Source organism: Wenyingzhuangia sp. IMCC45467 (assembly GCF_054111205.1).
Window position 1 is genome coordinate 1594978 of record NZ_CM134196.1, and the last position, 20997, is coordinate 1615974.

The 20997-nt window shown below is 32.3% G+C and carries 10 protein-coding genes; all 10 read right to left on the minus strand.

Annotated features, from left to right (window positions below; genetic code table 11):
- Positions 1-58: 58 nt before the first annotated feature.
- The 10 genes from ACXGQT_RS06740 to ACXGQT_RS06785 all read right to left on the minus strand — a co-directional run bounded on the left by ACXGQT_RS06740 (position 59) and on the right by ACXGQT_RS06785 (position 20728).
- A complete protein-coding gene (locus tag ACXGQT_RS06740; RefSeq protein WP_457830639.1) occupies positions 59-1786 on the minus strand; it encodes a carbohydrate-binding protein in 1728 nt (575 codons plus the stop codon).
- A gap of 38 nt (positions 1787-1824) precedes the next feature.
- Positions 1825-3510, minus strand: a complete 1686-nt coding sequence (locus ACXGQT_RS06745) for a glycoside hydrolase family 28 protein (protein WP_457830640.1) — start codon at positions 3508-3510, stop codon at positions 1825-1827.
- Positions 3511-3521: 11 nt separating this feature from the next.
- Positions 3522-4727 (minus strand): glycoside hydrolase family 88/105 protein, encoded by a 1206-nt coding sequence (locus ACXGQT_RS06750; RefSeq protein ID WP_457830641.1) that lies wholly within the window; start codon positions 4725-4727, stop codon positions 3522-3524.
- 1 nt (position 4728) lies between these two features.
- A complete protein-coding gene (locus tag ACXGQT_RS06755; protein ID WP_457830642.1) occupies positions 4729-6381 on the minus strand; it encodes a glycoside hydrolase family 43 protein in 1653 nt (550 codons plus the stop codon).
- Between the two features lie 136 nt (positions 6382-6517).
- Positions 6518-8167, minus strand: a complete 1650-nt coding sequence (locus ACXGQT_RS06760) for a DUF5123 domain-containing protein (RefSeq protein ID WP_457830643.1) — start codon at positions 8165-8167, stop codon at positions 6518-6520.
- 10 nt (positions 8168-8177) lie between these two features.
- Positions 8178-10076: a RagB/SusD family nutrient uptake outer membrane protein gene (locus ACXGQT_RS06765; RefSeq protein ID WP_457830644.1), complete on the minus strand. Its 1899-nt coding sequence runs from the start codon at positions 10074-10076 to the stop codon at positions 8178-8180.
- Between the two features lie 25 nt (positions 10077-10101).
- Complete coding sequence (locus tag ACXGQT_RS06770) at positions 10102-13323, minus strand: SusC/RagA family TonB-linked outer membrane protein (protein WP_457830645.1); 3222 nt, start codon at positions 13321-13323, stop codon at positions 10102-10104.
- Between the two features lie 50 nt (positions 13324-13373).
- A complete protein-coding gene (locus ACXGQT_RS06775) occupies positions 13374-15188 on the minus strand; it encodes a DUF5123 domain-containing protein (RefSeq protein ID WP_457830646.1) in 1815 nt (604 codons plus the stop codon).
- Between the two features lie 10 nt (positions 15189-15198).
- A complete protein-coding gene (locus ACXGQT_RS06780) occupies positions 15199-16071 on the minus strand; it encodes a hypothetical protein (protein WP_457830647.1) in 873 nt (290 codons plus the stop codon).
- Positions 16072-16378: 307 nt separating this feature from the next.
- A complete protein-coding gene (locus ACXGQT_RS06785) occupies positions 16379-20728 on the minus strand; it encodes a two-component regulator propeller domain-containing protein (RefSeq protein ID WP_457830648.1) in 4350 nt (1449 codons plus the stop codon).
- Positions 20729-20997: the final 269 nt, after the last annotated feature.

The following is a 20997-nucleotide window of genomic DNA, read 5'->3' on the forward strand; positions in this document are numbered from 1 at the left end:
ATTTAAAAGCCTCTATTTATATGAAATAAGAGGCTTATAAATTCATTTGTATTGGTGACTATTTTTTAATCACTTTAAAGCTGTAAAAATTTTCAGATGCATCTTTTGCAGTAACTATATATATTCCTGTGACTAGAGATCTTAAACTTAAAACGGCTTGTTTATTTTTAATACTTAAACTTCCGGACAATACCTTATTACCTACAACATTAAATACTTGATAACTTAATTTACCTGAGGTATTAGGTAGCGACAAATAAAGTAAATCGTTTGTTGGATTAGGAAAAGCCGTAATATTAGCAGACAATTCAAAAGCTTTGGTATTTAATGATACTTCATCTGCTTTTACAGAAATATTTGCCAACATTGTTGCTGTAACATCTGCAACATCTCCATGTTTTGGTCCACTGGTGTTTGGATACCATCTAATATAAACAGTACTTTGTCCTTCTGCTTGAGCAGGTAGCGTTCCTCCAATACTGGTATAACTGCTACCATTAATAGTAGTAACACTAGATAAATCTGTAAAATTAGTTCCATCTAAAGAGTACTGAAACGTCCATTCATCACAACCGTAGTAGTAGGCTAATAACTCTGATGTAATTACAATGTTTTCGTAACCCACTGTTGAAAAACTAGTCATAAAATAAAAGAAATCTCCTCTATTGGTATTCCATACACTAAAACCTGTTTTTCCTGCTCTTTCATTGGTTCTAACATTTGCTGTTATTTCATCGTCAGCAATATTATATGCATACAATTCTGGTTTATTACTCACATCAGAAAACAACTCTGCAATTCTAGGGTGTGCATATTTATCCTCTTTAAAAGTCCAACCTGCAATAAAAGAATCGTGTGAATATGTTCCTGTAATTGTTGAATTCTGGTTCATTGTAACAGTTGTTGCCAGCGAAGTTTCTCCAGTTGACCAATTATCAAACTGAATGATATCATTTTCAATTGCCGTAATTGTCACTTCAGTTCCTGCTTCGTAAAAAGAATATGCTCCATCTTTACCTGCTGGAGAAATTTCATAGTCTCCAAAACCAGAAGCTCCACTAGTATTAACTGTTAATTCATACGTATTTACTTGTTGAAATTGTGCCACAAACGTAGTGTCTGAGCTAATACTAAAAGTAACAGGATTGTCTGTAGTTAAAGGTGTTCCACTACCGTTTACCCATTGCACAAAATCATATCCAAAATTATCATTAGCCGTAAGAGTAATACTTGTATTCTCTGCAAACTCAGTTCCAGAAACATTTGACGAAACTGTTCCATATTGTTCATCATTTACTCCTGTTGTTAAACTATAAGTTGTTGCATTAGGATTGTTGGTTATTTTCTCAAAATAATCTACATTAAACAAATATCCTCCACCTCCGGTAAACACCAAATAAAGATCGTGTGTACCTGTAGTTTGAGTAATTGTAGCAGAAACACTTTGGTAGTTACTCCAATCGCCAGTACCAACAACCGTAGCTGTTCCTATGAGTGTACCATCGGTAGCATCTAACCTCAATTCAACATTTCCACCATTGGTATCGGATGAAGCGATGATATCAATACGTTCATCGTATTGACCAAATTCAAAATTGCTGAATTTAATCCATGTATTGTTTTGGATGTATCCAACATTTCCTCCACCTGAAAGACTTCCGTTAGACTCTGCTTTAGCTCCCGAAGCTTCATCAAAGTTTTCAGCTTCAAATCTTTCTGAAGTTTGTGAATATGCTACTACTGTAAATAGCATAAGCACTACATAAATAGATAGTTTTTTTTTCATTTTAATTTAGTTTAGTGATTAGTATTAATTATTGTTGTTTATTCCATAACCTTAACCTCTTTTAGCAACGTTGCTTCTACCTGAAGCTCTTTTTTATTTAATTTTTTACCATGTGTGTTTAAAACAATATTTTTAGTAGTACTTCCTCCTATTAAATACATTTGTTCATGACCAAAACTTGTAAAATTTTCAACGTTTATTTGTTGTGTATTAGACAAACTCATTGAAACATCTGAACTTTCTAGATGTAAATCCACTTGATTAAAGTGAAGATTTGATGCATAATTAACCTGTATCCCTTTTTCTGCTTTTATTTTTAAATTGTGAAACTGTATATTGTCTACAGGCATTTCTGGAATCCCCATAATTTTAATGGCTTGCTGAGCCCCATCTACAAAAATATTTTTGAAATGCAAATTTCTAAAAGCTGGTGTTTCTTCTGTAACAGGCTCCTTGTTCACAATCATTTGACCTGTTAACGGATCTTCAATGGTTGACTTTCCAAAATAGAATAAATTAAAACGAATGGCTTCAGTTGGAATATGATTCATATATATATCTTCCATCCAAATATTCTCTACCACTCCTCCGCGACCACGAGTTGATTTAAATCGTAAACCACAATCAGTTCCATTAAAAATTAGGTTCTTTACAAACAAATTACGAACACCTCCAGACATTTCACTTCCTACAACAAAACCTCCATGTGCATGATATACTACACAATCTTGTATCACAAAAAATTCCGTAGGTTTTCCTCTTTCTCTTCCTTCTTTATCTTTACCTGATTTTATACATATAGCATCATCTCCTACATCAAACCTACAATTTGTAACAGTTCCAATACTACAAGATTCTAAATCTAATCCATCTCCATTTTGTGAATACCAAGGGTTTCTAATGGTTAAATTACTTAAGGTTACGTGCTCACACATTAAAGGGTTTACATTCCAAGCAGGTGAGTTTTGAAAAGTAACTCCATCTAATAATAACTTTTTACAATGAACCAAACTCACCATTACTGGACGTAAGGCTTGTTTATAAGGTTCCATATTCTCAACAGTTTGAGGGGTTGGTAATTTTTCTTTCTCTTCATTACCTATATAAGCTCCATGAGACGGATACCAAACTTTTCCGTTCTTGGAAAGGACTCCTCCAGAATTTACCAAATCTTTCCATTGTCCATCGGTCATCTTTCCAATTTTTACAGGTCTCCACGCTCCACCATTTCCATCAAAAACACCTTGTCCTGTAATTGCAATATTTTCTAAATCTCTACCCATAATAGGAGATTCACATCTCATTACTTTTTTTCCTTCAAAAAAAGAGGTTATCAATTTATATTGAGATACATCACTTGTAAATGAAACAAATGCTCCGTTTGATGTATGTAAGTTGACATTACTCTTTAAATAAATAGGCCCTGTTGTCCACATTCCAGAAGGTATTACAACAACACCTCCGCCTTTAGCAGCTGCATGTTCTATAGCATTATTAATAGCCTTTGTGCTTAAGGCAAAACTATTGGGTTGAGCTCCAAAATCTACAATATTAAAAGTGTCTTTTTTAAAAACAGGAAGTTCTACCTTAGGCATTTTAAAGGGTAAACTTTTAAAATCTATACCTTGAGTCTTATGTAACTCTGCACTTTTATGTTCTTGTTTTTTACAGTTTACCAATGTAAAAAGTGCAAAAACACCTGCTATTATTTTTATTTTATTCATACTTTCAGTAATTATTTATTTAAACTTTTTTGCAAAGCAATTCCCGCCATAATAAATGGCCCTACCGCTTTTGCATCGTTACTTCTTATAGGTTCTGATAAATAATAAGCAAACGAACCATCTCTATCTGTTGGATTTTTTCCTCCCAAACCTGCAACAGCACAACATTTAATAATAGAAATACTATCATCATTATTGGTAACGATAAACTGTTTTAAAATTCCTTGAAATCCTTTTTGTGCTACTTTTAGGTATTTTTTTCCTATATATCCCTTGTTGTATGCTTTAGCCAAAGCATAAACAAACATAGTTGAACATGTTGATTCTAAATAATTACCAGTCCTTTTTGGCTGATCCATTACTTGATACCAAACTCCTGTTTTTTTGTCTTGAGCTTTTGCAACGGCTTTATATACCTTTTTTAAAATTTGAATAATTGTTTCTCTTTTTGGATGATTTTCTGGTATAAAATCCAATACATCCACCAAAGCCATACAATACCAACCTTGTGCTCTCCCCCACACATGTGAAGAACAGCCCGTTGTTTTATCAGCCCAAAACTGTTGACGTTTTTCATCATAACCATGAAAATTTAACCCCGTTGAAGCATCATATGTATGTTTTTGAACCAGTTCTATTTGTAAAATAGCATCTTCTATTGCTGTAGGTGTTTGAAAAGTTGCTCCATATTGTGCTGAAAATGGATCTGCCATATACACTCCATCTAACCACATTTGCCAAGGATAATTACTTTTATGCCAATAACCACCATCGGAATTACGAGGATGTCCTTCCAACTGTTTGTGCAAAGTATCCATGGCTACTTTATATTTAGGACCTTTTGTTTTACGATATAAATCAAAAAGGATTTTACCTGGATTTATCAAATCTAAACTATAACGTTCAACAGAGTATCCTCCTAAAATATTTCCATCATTATCAATCATTTGATCTGCAAAACTCATTACATAATTTAAATACTGCTCTTCTCTTGTTTCGTGATATAATTTTTGATTTGCCAATGCAACCAAACCCTGTGTATAGTTCCATCTGGGATTCTTTGTATGATCTAAAAAAGCAGGATTTGGATTTCTTTGCTGATCGGAATCTGCCATTTTTTTTGCCCATTCAATAGGTTCTAAACTCATATTTACTTGAGTAAACACATTTGTAAGCATCAATAAAAAAATCCAAATTATATTATATTTTATCTTCATCTTATTTATTTTCTTTTACTCTAAACCAATCGATATCAGTATAACTACTATCTTTATTAGGTTGAGTAGAGGTAGCAAACAATCCTATTTTTGCTCCTACCCAACGACCCGCTCTTGGTTGAAATGATGTTCCCAACTGCTTATATTTTTTTCCGTTTGTACTGTAATAAAAAGTTGCTTTTGACTCATATGGTTCCTTGTCTTCTAGCATTTCTACATCAACCCTTAAAAAAACGGTGTTATTCTTTAGTTCTTTATGAGCTATTTCTTCTTCTTCATTTTTAGAAGTACGAGCATTTTTCATCAATCGTTGAACTAACTTTAAATCTCCATCAACACTTTGTTCTATAGACAAGTATGAATAATCTTCTCCAAAAATCATCAAACCAGTACTACATTGACCAGCATCTGGATTGTTGTAAAAAGTTAATTTAGCAGTAGCAGTAAAATTTGCTCCAGGAAACTTTTGCAAAAATAAATTAGGCATCATCCATTTATTTGCTTGTGGCTCTTTTCCATTAGCAAGAGCATTTAAACGCATAAATCCAAGATTTCCAGAAATCCATCCCCATTGTTCTTCATTTTGATTTGCTTGCCATTGCCATTGCAATCCGTACTGGTGTCCATTAAACTCATCTGAAGAAATTAATGGAGTTACTGGATGTGTACCTGCTACAGTTGGTTTTTTCCAAACAGACACTGGTTCTCCTATGCCATCATTATTGGTATCTTTTCCCATAATAGGCCAATTATTTTTCCAAGTGACAGGTTGTAAATGTACAGTTCGTCCATAAGCCCAACGATCTTGAAAATGCATAAACCATCCCTCTCCATTTTGAGTTTCTACATATCCTCCCTGGTGTGGTCCATTAATAGAGCTATCTCCTTGGTGTAACACCACTTTAGATTCATAAGGACCCCATACATTTTTTGATCGCATAGCCAACTGCCAACCTGGCTTCACTCCACCTGCCGGTGCCATGATCCAATAGTAACCTTTTAAAAAATACATTTTTGATCCTTCAACAGTAGTATGTCCGTCATGTCCATCAAAAACAACGGCTGGATTTCCTAACAACTGAGTTCCATCTGGAGACATTTCTGATAGCATTAAAACAGTCTTTACACTAGCCCTACTACCTGCAAAAGCATAAGACAAATACGCTTTCCCATCTTGATCCCAAAACGGACAAGTATCAATAATTCCTTTGGCTTCTTTTACCAAAACAGGGGCTTCCCATCTTCCTGCTGGATTTTTAGTTTTTACCATGTAAATTCCAAAATCAGGATCACCCCAATAAATATAATACTCCCCTTTGTGGTAACGTATTGATGGAGCCCATACTCCATCTCCATGACGTACTGTTTTAAAATGTTCTACAGGATATTGTTTTTCCAAACCATAACCAATCAACTTCCAATTGATTAAATCTTTAGAAAATAAAATAGGAAGTCCTGGTGAAGTATGAAAACTAGAAGCAGTCATATAATATCCATCCTCTCCTTTACATACATCAGGATCTGAGTAATCTACATGTAAAATGGGGTTTTTGTAGTTTCCATTACCTAAATCGGCATTCCAGCCTTGGGCAAACAAGGTAGTTGCTGTAAGTAACATCATACCAATTGATAAGGTGAATTGTTTTAATTTCATGTATAATTATTATTTAATTTATATTTATTTAAAAACAAGCATACTTTTCTAAAAGGGTACAGTAGCTTATCTTTATTTATTACAACTAAAAGGAATGCTTTTTTACAAAGCATTCCTTTTTAGTTGTTTTATTTATTTAAGGCAACCAACGTGTATCACCTACTTGATTGGTAACAACCGGAGAGTTGGTATCTTGTATTGTTAAATCTCCATTTGTAGGATCTGTAAAGAGCTCATTAGCACTAATAGTTAAAGCTGTTCCTTCTATATCTGAAGCTCCTAGTAAATAATCTGTAGTTGTATAATTATTTTCAAAAGCAGTTGTAGTATTAGCGGCAATTCCTCTAATAACTTTACCACTTGCTGAAGCCAATAGTACATTCTTAAAAATCAATGTAGATCCTTCGGCTGCAGGAATATTAATCAACCCTTGATTATAAGCATAATCGTAAATGGTAATATTTTGATACTCTAAGTGTATTGGGTACTCTGAGCTACCATAATCGAATAAATTTCTAAAGTTTCTTGTTTCATCAGCCGTTTTATAATGATCTCTCATAAATGTACAGTTAGAAAAAATGGCACTTTTTATATTATCTGCTCCTCCAGAATTAATGGCAAAAGTTCCATAAGGGCCAGTATGACCACCTACTTCATCTAAAGTTGAATAGCTCATATTAAACGAACCTATCTCTTTGTATTTTCCTCCACCTTGATGTCTCCAGAAACCTCTCATAAAGTGATTAAATACACAGTTGTAAATAGAAATCTCTTCTAAAGTCCAAGAGTTACCACTATTAAAGAAATATCCGTATTCTAATGTTTGATAAAAACGAATGTTTTCAAAAGCCAAAGAAGCGATGTAAGAACCTTCTGCAATGTTCCAATTTCCATTCATTTCAATTTGAGGTCTTTCTCCTTGAGTGCTCCCCACTAACTTAAATCCTTTGTTAACAGAAAAAGGTGTTATTTTAAACAAAGAACCCGACTCTAATAAATACTCTGTTCCTTCTGGCACATCCGGATCTAAATTATTAGCCATTAACAACGAATCTAAATTCATTCCTCTATTTACCAATATAGTAGCTGCAGAAGGTCCTGCAGAACGGAATGTTTCTTGGTTATAAGGTTTATCGTAACGACGAGATTTATTATTGTCAAATACATTAACATTATATAACGTGTTTTTTTCTAAACCAGTAATGGTAGCTTCACCCAAGGTTATTTCGTCTTGATTTAATGAACGTCCTATAGCTGGTAATTCTTTATCTATAGCAGGAGCTACACTAATACTATCTACAGGATTATTTACATCTACCGCCCATGTAACTTTTACATCTGTTTCAGTAATATTTACCTTTTCTACACGATTTAAAATTTGTGCATAAGGAGGTCTCTCTTCTGTTAAAGCACTAGAATAAGCCCACTCTGAATTGTTCTTCTCTTCCTTATGATTAGACCTTATTCTAATATAAAATTGTGTTTTATACGGAATGTCATCCATTAAAATTTGCGTTTCGGTGGTTTCATAACTCTCAAACAAATCTTTGTAATAATTATCTGTAAACAATTCAACAGTATACGATGAAGCCTCGTTTACTCTGTACCAAACCAATGCTATAGAATTACTTTCTACCAAAGGTTCGTCTAACACAAACTTGGGTTGGAATAAATTATCTATTTTGTTGTATATGAACTCATCTTCTTGACAAGCATTTAACATTCCTAAAGACACAAAAGCCAGAAAGAATGATAAAATATGTGTGAATCTTTTTAAGTTTTTCATGCTTTTTAGTTTAATAATTAAACCCGTAATAATTTTCAATTTGCCCTCTATGATCGGTGATTACCTTTGATGGATAAGGACATAAATAACGTACAGGATCATTAGGAGACACAGTACCAGCGTTGTTGTAATTTATAAATCCTCTAAAACTCCATTTGATATCGTTTCTTGGTTCATAAGTTGCTGTTTCACTATTTAACGAATACCAATTAACAGCAAAAGTATGCTCTGTATATCCTGATGGTTTTGCTTGTAAAATCTCATCAATCCCTTTGATATCTAAAACAGTTCGTCCTGAATTGTTAGGGTCTGGTATTTCTTTATAATAAACACTACCTGGAACCTCATCTATACCTGGTACATAGGCTCCGTTTGCTACACGTCCCCAGTCTAACAATGTAAAATACTGGTTGTATATTACCTCACTGTATTTATTCCATCTGGCTAAATCGAATTTTCTTTTGCTTTCTCCTCCAAACTCCCATTTGCGTTCATCCATGATAGCTTGAAAAAAGTCTTCTTGACTGGCAATATTGTCTACGTAATTTTCAACTTTATCTGACCAATTAGAGGAGTCAAAAGCTCTACGTCTTACACGTTTTAAACATTCTTTTGCATCATCTCTTAAGCCATGAATTTCATTCACCGCTTCGGCATACATCAACAGTACATCAGAAAAACGCATCCAAGGAAAATTAACTCCTGTACCTTTTCCACTAGTGCTTCCTAATGGGTTTTCCATGTATAATTTTGACCATTTTGCTACTGCTAATCTTGCTAAGTCTAAACGTATTTCTTGATTTAAATTTTCATCGTATCCGTAAGGAGCACATGTCATATCTCTTCTTAAATCCTCATTGTCAAAAGAGTATAAATAAGTACCCGATAAACTTAAATTTCCTGAAGCACCTCCAAAAGGATGATTTCCCTCTGCAATAGGAATTCCCATGTAATAACCATATTCACCTGAGGAATTTTTTAACATTGGTAACGAAAAAAGAATATCATCATTTACAGGTGTTTCCCAATTGTTTTGTTTAACCCACAAGTCTCTAAAACTTAAATTTAAATCATGCTGTCCTTCTTGAATTACTTTTCCTAAATATTCTATAGCAATATCATAATACATTTGGTAATTATCTCCTCTTACCATTTGACCAATACTTGCTGGATTACCAACATCTGGTTTAAGACTCCAACCTCCACGAGTTAAAGCAATTAACCCAATTAATCCTTGAGCAAAACTTTTAGAGGCTCTTTCTACTCCATAGTCTAGTTGATTTGCATATTGCATTAAAGGTTCGACTGATTTTAAATCATCTATTAAAAATTCTAAAATCTGATCTCTATCGGTAACACCAATTGTAAAATTTTCTTCACCTGATGAGGACTCTGTACGAAACACAACATCACCCCACACACGAACCAAGTCTAAATAGACCATTGCTCTTAATGTTTTTACCTCTCCATATAACTGAGTTACATCAGATGCTTGGTTTTTATTAGCATTGTTATAAATTTCTGAAGCCTCGATTCCTTCTATAATGTCATTTGCCAAATTGATGATTTTATACATGGAATTCCACGTTCCATTTAAAGTTGTCCAATAGGGCTTAGGCTCAAAGCAGGCAATATCAGATCCATTAACACTTACAGCGTTTGTGGAAACTCCCGACATTTCTACATCTGTATTTGTATTAAATACAAACGCCAATCTACTTGTATATGCATCATCACTAAGCATTAGCGTGTAGACTCCAGCCACAGCTGATTGTATTTCTTTGGTCGATTTAAAAACTTCATTTTCAGTAAAACCTGTTGCTGGCTCTACTTCTAAATAATCTTCACAAGAAGTAAACACCAATGATAGGCAGAAAAAGAAACTTAATATGATTGTTTTATTTATCATGTTCTTATTTTTTTAGTTTGATTAATTAAAAAGATACTTGCAAACCGAAAGTGTAATTTCTAGCTCTAGGATATGCGTTATAATCTATGTTAGGAGTCAATCCAGTTTCTAAATTCACTTCTGGATCGTAACCTGAATAATTGGTCCATATAAAAAGATTGGTTCCGGTTACATACAGTCTTATATTATTAAATCCTGCTTTTTGGGTTACTTTTTTAGGAATGGTGTATCCAACAGACAAATTGTTAAGTCTTAAAAAAGAACCATCTTCAATAGCATAAGACATCGCTATTGGACGACCTATAGAGGTAGGGTTCCACATAGTAGCATTTTCATTAAATTTTCCTAAAATTTCAGGTTGATAACGTATTTCATTCCCCATGTCATCAAAGTTTCTCCAACGATTGTTTAATGACACTTCCATTCCTAAGTTATTCTCAGAGTTTTGATACCATGAAGTCATCATTATTTTATTAGCATTATAAACATCAAAACCATACATGAAATTGAAAAAAGCAGATAGATCAAAATTTTTCCACATGGTATTAAATCCAAATCCACCAGAAAAATCTGGATTGGTATTTCCTATTACTTGTCTGTCATTATCTCCTATTACATAAGTATTTGGATCTGTTAAATCTACAGGTGTTAATTTTTTAAATTTGGCATTTCCAGGTCTTGGTGCTCCAGATAAGTTTACCGAGTTTACAACACCGTCTTTTAATGTCCAGCTTCTTGTTTGTGGATCAAAAGATTCAAAATCATCTAAAGTGTAAAATCCATCATTTACAAAACCATAAATTAACCCTTTAGTTCCTCCAACATATGCTCTATAATCGTCATCATTTAACAACTGAGTTCCTGCCCATCCAGAACTTAAAATCCACTCTTGTTCTCCACTTGCTAAATTGTCAATTCTGTTTTTATTGTGTCCAAGATTAAAAGACACTCCTAATTGCCAATCTCTTTTTTCTACAACCGCTGCTTTTATAGCAAACTCTACTCCTGTATTGGTTGTTTGCCCTACATTGGTCATCATTTTAGTATATCCTGAAACTCCTGGAATATCAGATGGAACCAATAAATCTTTTACCGTGTTTTTGTACAGATCTAAATTTCCACTAATTCGTTCATGAAAAAAACCAAAATCAACTCCAAAGTTTCTGGCAATGGTAGTTTCCCATTTAACATTAGGATTTCTTAAAAAGTCTGTATTGTAAAAATTATAGTAATAATGATCTGTTTCACCCCAACCAACAGATCTGTTACGAGACACTCCATAATACTTTGCATATAAATCTCCTTGAATTCTATCGTTTCCTGAAACCCCGTAACTCAACCTCATTTTAAGATTAGAAATTGCTTTGTTGTCCTTTAAAAAATCTTCATTAGAAATTCTCCAAGCCAAAGCTGCTGCTGGGAATACTCCCCATCTGTTTCCAGGTCCAAACTTGGTAGAACCATCGGTACGTATTGTAAAAGTTGCTAAATACTTTTCATTAAATCCATAATTTAAACTTCCAAAAAATGAAGAAATTCTATTAGGAGAACCCGCAGAAGATCCGTTTTCATAAGGTGTTCCTAATGCTAAATTGTCTAACGCTTTAGGACCTGTTACATCTTCTGGAAAATACCTAGATCTGTAGTACTTACTAAAACTACGTTGCTCTTTCATTTCCTGACCTATCATTACCTGAAATTCATGAGCATCTTCTATGGTAAAATTGTAATTTAAAACATTACTTGTTTGCCATCTTGGGCTTTGTGCCATTCCCCAAGAAATTACGGGTTGGTTGTTGTTTGCATTTGCAGTACCAGTATCTACTCCCCAAAAACGTCCGTCTTCACTATACCTATATTCAAACCCAAACAAACTTCTTAAGCTCAACCCTTTCCATATATCCCAAGTAATTGCACCAACGGTATTTAAAGTACGTTCTGTTCTTTTTCTATAATTCTTTTCTGCTTCTTCTTTAGGATTAAAACGAACTCTTTCTTCATAATCTTCAGGATCAAAAAAAGTATTATCCTCAGGCATTGTCATATAATCTTCTAAACCACCTGTTGGAGCTTCTCTTAAAGCATTTAACAAACTTACACCTTCTGTACCCGACCCATTTATAACTCTATTACTCAAACGAGTTCTATATTCAAATGTTATTTTATCAGAAAGTTTAGTGTTTAACGTTAAGTTTAAGTTGGTTTGTTCTAAACCACTACCTAACAAAACTCCTGGCTGATCCTGATTAACAACTGTAAACTTATATTTTGTTTTTTGACTACCTCCACTCACATTTACATGGGTATATTTTGCTACTGGATTGCTTCCAAAAATTTCATCTTGCCAATCTACACCTGCATCTCCTTGATAGATGTAAAGTTCATTTGCTTTTCCATATCTATTAAAAAATCCTGTAGGATTAGAACTTCTTTGTCTAGCATACTCATACTGCATCATTACAAATTCATAAGGATCCATTACCTCTAATTTATTAGACAATGTTTTTATTTGAGAATATGTATTTATGTTTACTGAAATTTTCCCTGCTCTAGGTTTAGAAGTAGTAACCAATACAACTCCATTTGCTCCTCTAGCTCCATAAATAGCAGTAGATGCAGCATCTTTTAACACCTCTACCGATTCAATATCGGTAGGAGGAATATCATTAAGATTTGCTACCTCAAAACCATCTACCAATATTAATGGAGAATTGTCTTCTGTAATAGATCCTCCACCTCTTACACGAATCATAACATCTGCACCAGGAGAACCATCTGCAGTGGTAATTTGCACCCCAGGCATTCTACCCACCATAGCTTCTGCAACAGAAGTAGTGGGTACTTTTGCCAATTCTGTTCCTTTTATGCTTGCAACTGCTCCCGTAATATTTCCTCTTTTTTGGGTACCGTACCCCACTACTACCACTTCGTTTAATTCACTAGCAGATTCTTTTAGAGTAATTTGTATTCCCGAAGTTCTCCCGTTCACAGGTTCATTAACATCGGCCATACCTACATAAGTAATTAACAAAACAGAAGTCTCCGGATTCTTTACTTTTACTGTAAAATTTCCATTAAAATCAGTAACCGTTACTTGATCTTCATTTTCTACAGTAACAGTAGCTCCTGGAACAGGTCCTAACTGATCTGCAACTGTTCCTGTTACAGTTACAAATTCTTGTGCATATGTACTAACTGATAAAATCATAATAATTAATACACCCACAAAGTCTTTTAGTATCTTCATAATTTAGAATATTTCTTAATTTATTTTGTGTTTTTTAATAAGCTGTAACCTTATTCTATCCATCTTGGATCCCCTATTGTGTTGGTGTATACAGCAGAGCTTTTATCTTTTATGATAAGATTTCCTGTAGTGTCATCCTCAAACAAATCAGCTCTGTTACTACTAGCTATAGGTTCTTGGGAAGGATCTACTCCCCAATTGGACATTATAAAGTCTCCTGCCCTATAATTATTTGTTATTGTTTGTGTACCTGCTGTAGTATCATCTACAGTTAACCAAACACCTTGGTTATTAGAAACTCCAGTAAAAAGATTATTTTCAAAATTTAAGTTTAAACTATTGATGTTTTCAGTACTAAAATCAAACGGATTGATAGCTGGGTCACCTAACAAACTAAACGTACAGTTTTGTACATTGATGCTAATATCTGCTCCTGCATGATTTTGTAATCTACCAATAATAGGCCCATGAAAACCTGTTTTTAGAATTTCAAAAGTACTGTTGGTTATAGAAATATTACTAATGGTATTGTTATCAGCAATATTTATAAATGCGTAGTTACGATCTCCATCTGCAAAATTCATAAATACACAATCGTCTATACTAAAATTATCAACCAACTGAAGACTTTCATTCCTATCGTTTCTCCATAGGGCACGAGAAAGATTGTTCATGGTACAATCTTTATATTTTATTTGATTGACATGAAATGGTACTGATAAATCAAAATCATAAGCATACGCATCAGTAATCTCAAAAGTTAAATTTTCAAAGTTGATGAAGTCAATATCTCCTTCAATTCTACTAATTCGTCCCATTGTTAATATTGCTCTTCCATTTGCAGTAACCTGACCTTTAACATCTAAAGGCTTGGTTATATTTATCCTTCCTAACTGATATGTTTCATTTGCTTTTAAAAACAATTTTATTTCTGAGACCGTTGCATCGGCAACCATAGCATTATATACTTCTTGTATGTTTTCCGATGGAGCAACATACCTATAACCATCAGGAATATCAATAGGTGCTTGTGGATTAAAAGACTCATCTGACCAATCTGCTGGTGTTACAGTTACTTGATAATCTTGAATAATAGGTTCATCTGTATTGTTTAATTCAACTGCTACAGCAGTAATAGAATCTGAATAGATATTAAAATTCCCTGCTAATGTTTTGGTTTTTAAGACTACAGAATCTTGATTCATAAAATCAAAACGAACAGTAACAGCATTACTAGGGGTATCGGTCTTAAAAACGAAAAAATCATCAGTATAGTTTATTCCGCCAGAAGTGGTTGCTTTGGCACGACTTAATGTTAATTCTCCTTCTTCAAAAGTTTCATCAACGGCATAATACCCTGTTCTTTTTACTCCTACAGAAGCTTTTATAACACTATAACTTTTGTCTGCTTTAGTGTCTGTTGCATTTAAGCGTAAAATTCCAGTTCTAGTAATTATATCCATTGTTAAAGCATCTTTAAAAGGAGCACTATATGGTACTGCTGCAGATAAATTAACCGCTTGATCTGCTTTTATAGATTGAGGAATAACCAATTCATTTAAATTTGTAGGAGAAGTAATCATGGCTTCTGGAATATCTGTTGCCAAAAAATGATATTTACCATCTTCTAGAATAAATCGGTAATGAGAGCTATAATTTGCAAAAAAAGATCCGTCCTCTTTATAAATAAAAATAGGCTTGGTAGAAATACCTGTATTTAAACTCCATGGTTCACCGTTTAGCTGAATGCTAAAATCACTCACAAAGGAAGTATTATACTTAAGTTCTTCTTTAGCACACGCTGTTAATATCAACAACAAAACGCTATTAATAATAATTTTATAATTATGTTTTATATTTTTCATGGAATACAATTTAGAACTGAAACTCTTTAAGCATTACACCGTTTCTTTTTTGTAATAATTTTGCAGAGGGATCAAATGAAGTGTTTAAGTAATCTTCATCTAACAAAGGCATGTACACAACGCTTCTTTTTGAAGCTTCTATTAAAATAGATACATCTAATGCTCTTTTTGTTTTATTAACCTCTTGTCCATCTTTATAATACACCACTTCCAAAGTCCCTGCATTTCCAGAAAAAGTAGGAAAAGAATAAGCAGCAGCTTTAAAACCATTAGCAGCAGTAGTTCTTATCGCAATGGTATCTTGCACACTTACGTTTTCATTAGGCAAATACCCACTACCGATATTGATAAAAACCACATCAATAGCATCAAATTCTGTAATATTATTTAAAGTAGTTTCGTCTTCAGTAGGTTCAAAAACTACTTGACCTACCATTCTGTTTAATTCAAAATTGACTGTTGGCTCACTATTATCTGAAACTGACTGCACTAACGAAGACATATATACCTCGTTTGTTTTAAAATCATCTATTTCTACTTTTACAGTGGTTATAGAATCTGACTCTGTAATTGTACCCACATTAGCAAAAGCAAATAACTTTACAGACTCATCTAAAGGCAGTTGAATATTCCAATTAGTTTCATTTGAAATTTCTGCAGAAATTGAATTTGTTAAAGTGTCTTTAACATAAGCATAAACACCAAAAGTTGCTACGGTAGTTTCGCTTTGATTTAAAATTCCATTAATTCTAAAATTAACAGGTTTAGATTTTTGTTCTTTTGTGACCAGAGATAGCTCTTCTTCTAAAAAGCTATTCTTTGTACATGAAACAAAAACCGCCCCTACTAATAAAAACAGGAAAATTTTGTTAATTCCTCTCATAAGTTTAGTTTAAATTATTGATTAGTTAAATAAGAAGGTCTTTTCAGGACATATTCTCAAAGTGTAAATTTAAAACTAAGCTATACTGATATGGGTAGATATATTGCTTTTAAGATAGGGGTGTTTTGCTATTTTAATAAAACACCCCCCTGTAAAACACATGTATTATTCACAAAAAACATATTTCACGATATTTATATTAAAAAAACACCACATCTATTAAAAAAATAACATCCTAATTATATTCCATAAAAAAACATACAAAATAGTTTTTGTATGTTTTGATAAATAAGTTTAAGAACAGAAACTAGTTTTTATTCCTTTGTAAATTTCTATATTCTGCAGGAGTACAGTTATAAGTCGCTTTAAAACATTTTCCAAAATATTTTAAATCGTTAAAACCTACTTGAAAACAAACTTCTTTAATTAATAAATCTTCATTCACAATTAATTCAGCAGCTTTCTTCAGTCTCATATTTCTGATAAACTTAACTGGAGATACTCCACTTAAAGCTTTTAATTTATTAAAAAAGCTGGCTCTAGACATGTTCATTAAACTTCCTAATTCTTCTACAGAAAAATCGGTTTTCATAATATGCTCCTCAACCAATTTTATAACATCTAACATAAACTGATGATCTTGATTAGATATTTGTTGTGTTTCTTTTGAAGTTATAGTTGCCTGAATATTCCCACTAGAATAAAGTTTTTGAAGTCTTTTCCTTTGCTCTAAAATATTCTTTACCCTTGCTCTTAAATAACTAACATTAAAAGGTTTTGTTAAATACTCATCTGCCCCATATTCCATTCCTTCTAATCTACTTTCTATAGATGTTTTGGCACTCAGCAAAATAAAAGGGAGATGACTTGTTTCAGGGTGATCTCTAATTATTTTTAAAAGTTCAATTCCATCCATTTTAGGCATCATAATATCACTTACCACAAAATCTGGTATCTTTTCTTTTATTTTATGATAACCATCTAATCCATTTTCAGCTTCATAAATTAAGTAATCTTTATCTAAAACAGCCACCATAAAAGCTCTTAGCTCCTTATCATCTTCTACAACTACTCCTACCTTTTTAGCGTTGTTTTTTTCTATTTCATCATCAATCTCCTTTTCTTCTATTAATAATGTATCTACAACTTCTTCATCAACATTTTTAAATACAATATCAACGTCTTCATTGTAGTGTTCATATCCTTTTATAAAATGTAATTCAAAACAGGTTCCTTTTCCTAATTCACTTTGTACTGATATACTTGCTCCATGTTTATCAACCAACCCTTTAACTATAGACAAACCTATACCTGTACTAGGGTTACTTGGATTGATATTATAGTTAGAAAAACGCATAAATAATCTTTTTTGAACCTCGTTACTAATCCCTGGTCCATTATCTATAATTTTTAAGATTACATTCTTTTCTGTTTCTGCTAAGACAACTTCTATTTGATCTCCTTCTCTACAATATTTAAATGCATTAGACATAAGGTTTACTAATATTTTATCTAAACCATCTATATCTGCCCAAACAATTGTTTTGTTAGATGGAATATTAAAAGACACCCCAATTTTACGCTTTATACTTAACTCCTTAAAGTTTTCACAAATAATGAATACAAAATCATTCAAATCAACTTCCCTTATATCTAGTTTTCTATTTTGAATTCTTCTCAAATCTAGAATTTGATTCACTAAATTCAACAGTCTATTACTATTCCTTTCAATTACTTTTAATTGTTTTTTTACGGATACTGAAACCTCCTCATCGGCAATCATTTTTTCTACAGGAGCAGTAATCATAGTAAGTGGTGTTCTAATTTCATGAGAAATATCTGTAAAAAACTTTAATTTAAGTTCTGCCATTTGTTTTTCCATATGCACATCGTTCCTCAGTTTTAAAATGGTAACTATGGTACGTTGTATTAACACAAACAAAACAACTGCTATTAGTACATAACATAAATATGCAATTCTTGTATTCCATACAGATGGTAAAATGGTAATTTGTAAACGCCTTTCATTATCAACCCATAAATTATGACTATTGGTTGATGATAGTAAAAGTTGATACTTTCCTTTGCTTAAATTGGTATAATTGATTGATTGTGCTCCTTTAAAATAATTCCATTGTTCTTCAACACCTTCTAACTTATATCTATAAACTATATTTTCATTCTTAATAAAATCTAGAGCAGATAAATGAATTCTAAAAAAGTTTTGATCGTGATTTAACGTAATCTCTTGTAACATATCAGGATTTTTTTGAATCTGATTATTTACATCTTGTAACTTTTTATTATTTATCGTAAAATTAGAGATTGATAAGTGTGGCTTAAAATCTAGGGGTTTCATTGTTGTAGGATTAAAACAAATAACTCCATTAGAATATCCTATCACAATTTCTCCATTTTGCAACCTACACTTTGATGCTTCAGAAATAATATCTGTTCCTATAATTGATTTTAGCTCTGGAAAAGTTTCTACTTCTTTTTTTGTAGCGTGATATCTTACAACTTGATTTTCCCCCATCATCCAAAGATTTCCTTTATGATCTTGTTCTATAGCCATAATTCCTTCTATAGGAAAATCTATCATTTCTTCTAAAGGACAATAAATATCAACCTGTTCTTTTTCTTTAATATCTACCAACAATACCCCCCTACCATTTGTTGCCAAAGCCAATTTATTGTCGGCTGTTACCAATGCATCAATAATATCACTTCCTAATACTTGAGGGTATTTAGTAAACTCTAATTGTTTATTTTCTTTCTTTTTTGATGGAAATGAATACAATTCATATGGAGTAATAAAAAAAATGGTGCCCTCTTTATCTTCAACAATAGTTCTTACTCTATCTGCTGAACTTATTGGATATTTTTTTAATTCATTGTTATAATGAATAAATTTATGTTTGCTTCCTTCTTTCTCAACAATATTAATACCTCCTCCCCAAGTAGCTACGTAAACAACACCATTTGATGCTTGAAAAATATTATAAATATGGTTTGAACTAATGCTGTATTTTTTACTCGTAGCTTTGTAATGTTTTACTTTATAATGATATTGTTGTTTTGTTGGTTGCAAACAAAACAAACCATTTCCTCTAGTCCCTATCCATACATTGCCATTTGTATCTTGCATCATATGATAAACATCTGCACCCCAATCAGAGCTATTTTCTCCCACTTTTCCATTGGTTCCTAAAACTCCTATTACATTTTTACGTTCATCTAATAGGGTTATTTTTTTAGACCTACTAGCTACCCATAATGTCTTATTAGCATCTTGCATAATGCTACGTACATTAAATTTTTTTTCAACATCTTGCTGATCTAAATCTAATTTGGTAAAAGTATTATTAAACACTAATAAATCTAAACCCTGTTTAAAAGAACAAAACCACAAATTCCCTAAAGCATCAAACATAGCAGTGTACATCACATCAGAAACTTCTTCGGTATTTCCTTTCATACAAGCTGCTATTGAAGAGAGTTGATTGGTTACAGGATTCCAATAACTCAAAGCTCCATCGTGTGGTTGTATCCATACGGTTCCATTAGGTGCTGTTAACAAAAAAGATTTTCTATGGGTATTATACGTAGAAGCATCTAAAGAAAGAGCTTTTAAATGACTAATTTTCTCTTTCTGAAGATTTAACTGATACACCCCTGTATCAACCGCCTCAAACCATAATTCATTTTTATTGGTTACTCCCATATAAGTAATTTCACCTGCTGGAAATCTAGGAGTATTTCCATGATGGAAAGACTGTAATTTTTCGGTTAAAACATTATAAAAATAAACACCATGATCTTTTGTAAAAATTAATATTTTTTGAGCTGTAATGGGTTCTATCCTAACAATATTACCTTTAATATTAATATTAAAGTCTAAAAAAGTTTTACTTTTTTTAGCGTATCTAACTATTTTTCCTTGAGCTCCTCCAAACCAAATTTCTTGCTTTGTTTCCATTACTGATGAAAACAAATAAGAGGAATTATTTGTTTCCTGTTTATTAAAAAAATAAAAATCACCTATTATTTTATCCCCATCAAGCCTACAAATTCCCGAGGTTGTTAACAACCATATTTTCCCAAAATCATCTTCATAAAAATCAATAACATCTTCACTTTTTAATGCTACTTCAGTTAAGTCAATTTTTTGTAATTCTCCTTTAACCCCATACAAGTAAAGAAAGTTTTTATGCTCTGGTATTAACCACACTTTACCCGAAGGTAGTATCTTAAAATCTTTAAGTACTGAGGTGTTTTGTATATTGCTTTTTTCTAAAGGAGAATGAAAAGTGAAGTTTTTAATGTCAAAAAAATAAATTTCATTATTTTCTGATCGAATCCATATTTTTTGATTCTTATCTATTTCAAAATAAAAAACTCTATTTGATTTTAATTGTAGTGAGTCACTTCTAATAACTTTAAAGTTTCTAAAATCACTACCGTCATAACGAATTAAACCATTAAACGTAGCCAACCATATAAAACCTTCATTGTCTTGTTGGATATCTAAAATTCTTGATTGACTTAAATTTTGATCATGAGAAAAATGTTTTATCACCCCTGAAGGTTGCCCCCACAATAAATGAGTAAACATCACTATAAAACATCCCAAAAACACTTCAAACTTTTGTCTCATAGTTTCTTTAAAATTATTATTTTTTGATGGAAAACGAAGTTACCTAAAAGCTACATCTTTCTTCAAGACACACCTAATCATTAATCAAATACCCCTATACAAATAGCATTATACCCCTAGCCTAAAATACACATATACCAAAAACTAATCATATTTTTAATCAAAACATCAATAAATAATAGTTATTTATCCCTATTACTCAACAGACTTTCATATAGTTTTGTTTAGTACAGCTCTTTAGAGGTATTTCATATCTTGTTCTAAACTCA

Bases quoted from the DNA above. Each gene is read 5' to 3' on its own strand.
- ACXGQT_RS06755 (WP_457830642.1), bottom strand. From the start codon at position 6,381: ATGAAATTAAAACAATTCACCTTATCAATTGGTATGATGTTACTTACA.
- ACXGQT_RS06740 (WP_457830639.1), bottom strand. From the start codon at position 1,786: ATGAAAAAAAAACTATCTATTTATGTAGTGCTTATGCTATTTACAGTA.
- ACXGQT_RS06770 (WP_457830645.1), bottom strand. From the start codon at position 13,323: ATGAAGATACTAAAAGACTTTGTGGGTGTATTAATTATTATGATTTTA.
- ACXGQT_RS06745 (WP_457830640.1), bottom strand. From the start codon at position 3,510: ATGAATAAAATAAAAATAATAGCAGGTGTTTTTGCACTTTTTACATTG.
- ACXGQT_RS06750 (WP_457830641.1), bottom strand. From the start codon at position 4,727: ATGAAGATAAAATATAATATAATTTGGATTTTTTTATTGATGCTTACA.
- ACXGQT_RS06775 (WP_457830646.1), bottom strand. From the start codon at position 15,188: ATGAAAAATATAAAACATAATTATAAAATTATTATTAATAGCGTTTTG.
- ACXGQT_RS06765 (WP_457830644.1), bottom strand. From the start codon at position 10,076: ATGATAAATAAAACAATCATATTAAGTTTCTTTTTCTGCCTATCATTG.
- ACXGQT_RS06785 (WP_457830648.1), bottom strand. From the start codon at position 20,728: ATGAGACAAAAGTTTGAAGTGTTTTTGGGATGTTTTATAGTGATGTTT.
- ACXGQT_RS06760 (WP_457830643.1), bottom strand. From the start codon at position 8,167: ATGAAAAACTTAAAAAGATTCACACATATTTTATCATTCTTTCTGGCT.
- ACXGQT_RS06780 (WP_457830647.1), bottom strand. From the start codon at position 16,071: ATGAGAGGAATTAACAAAATTTTCCTGTTTTTATTAGTAGGGGCGGTT.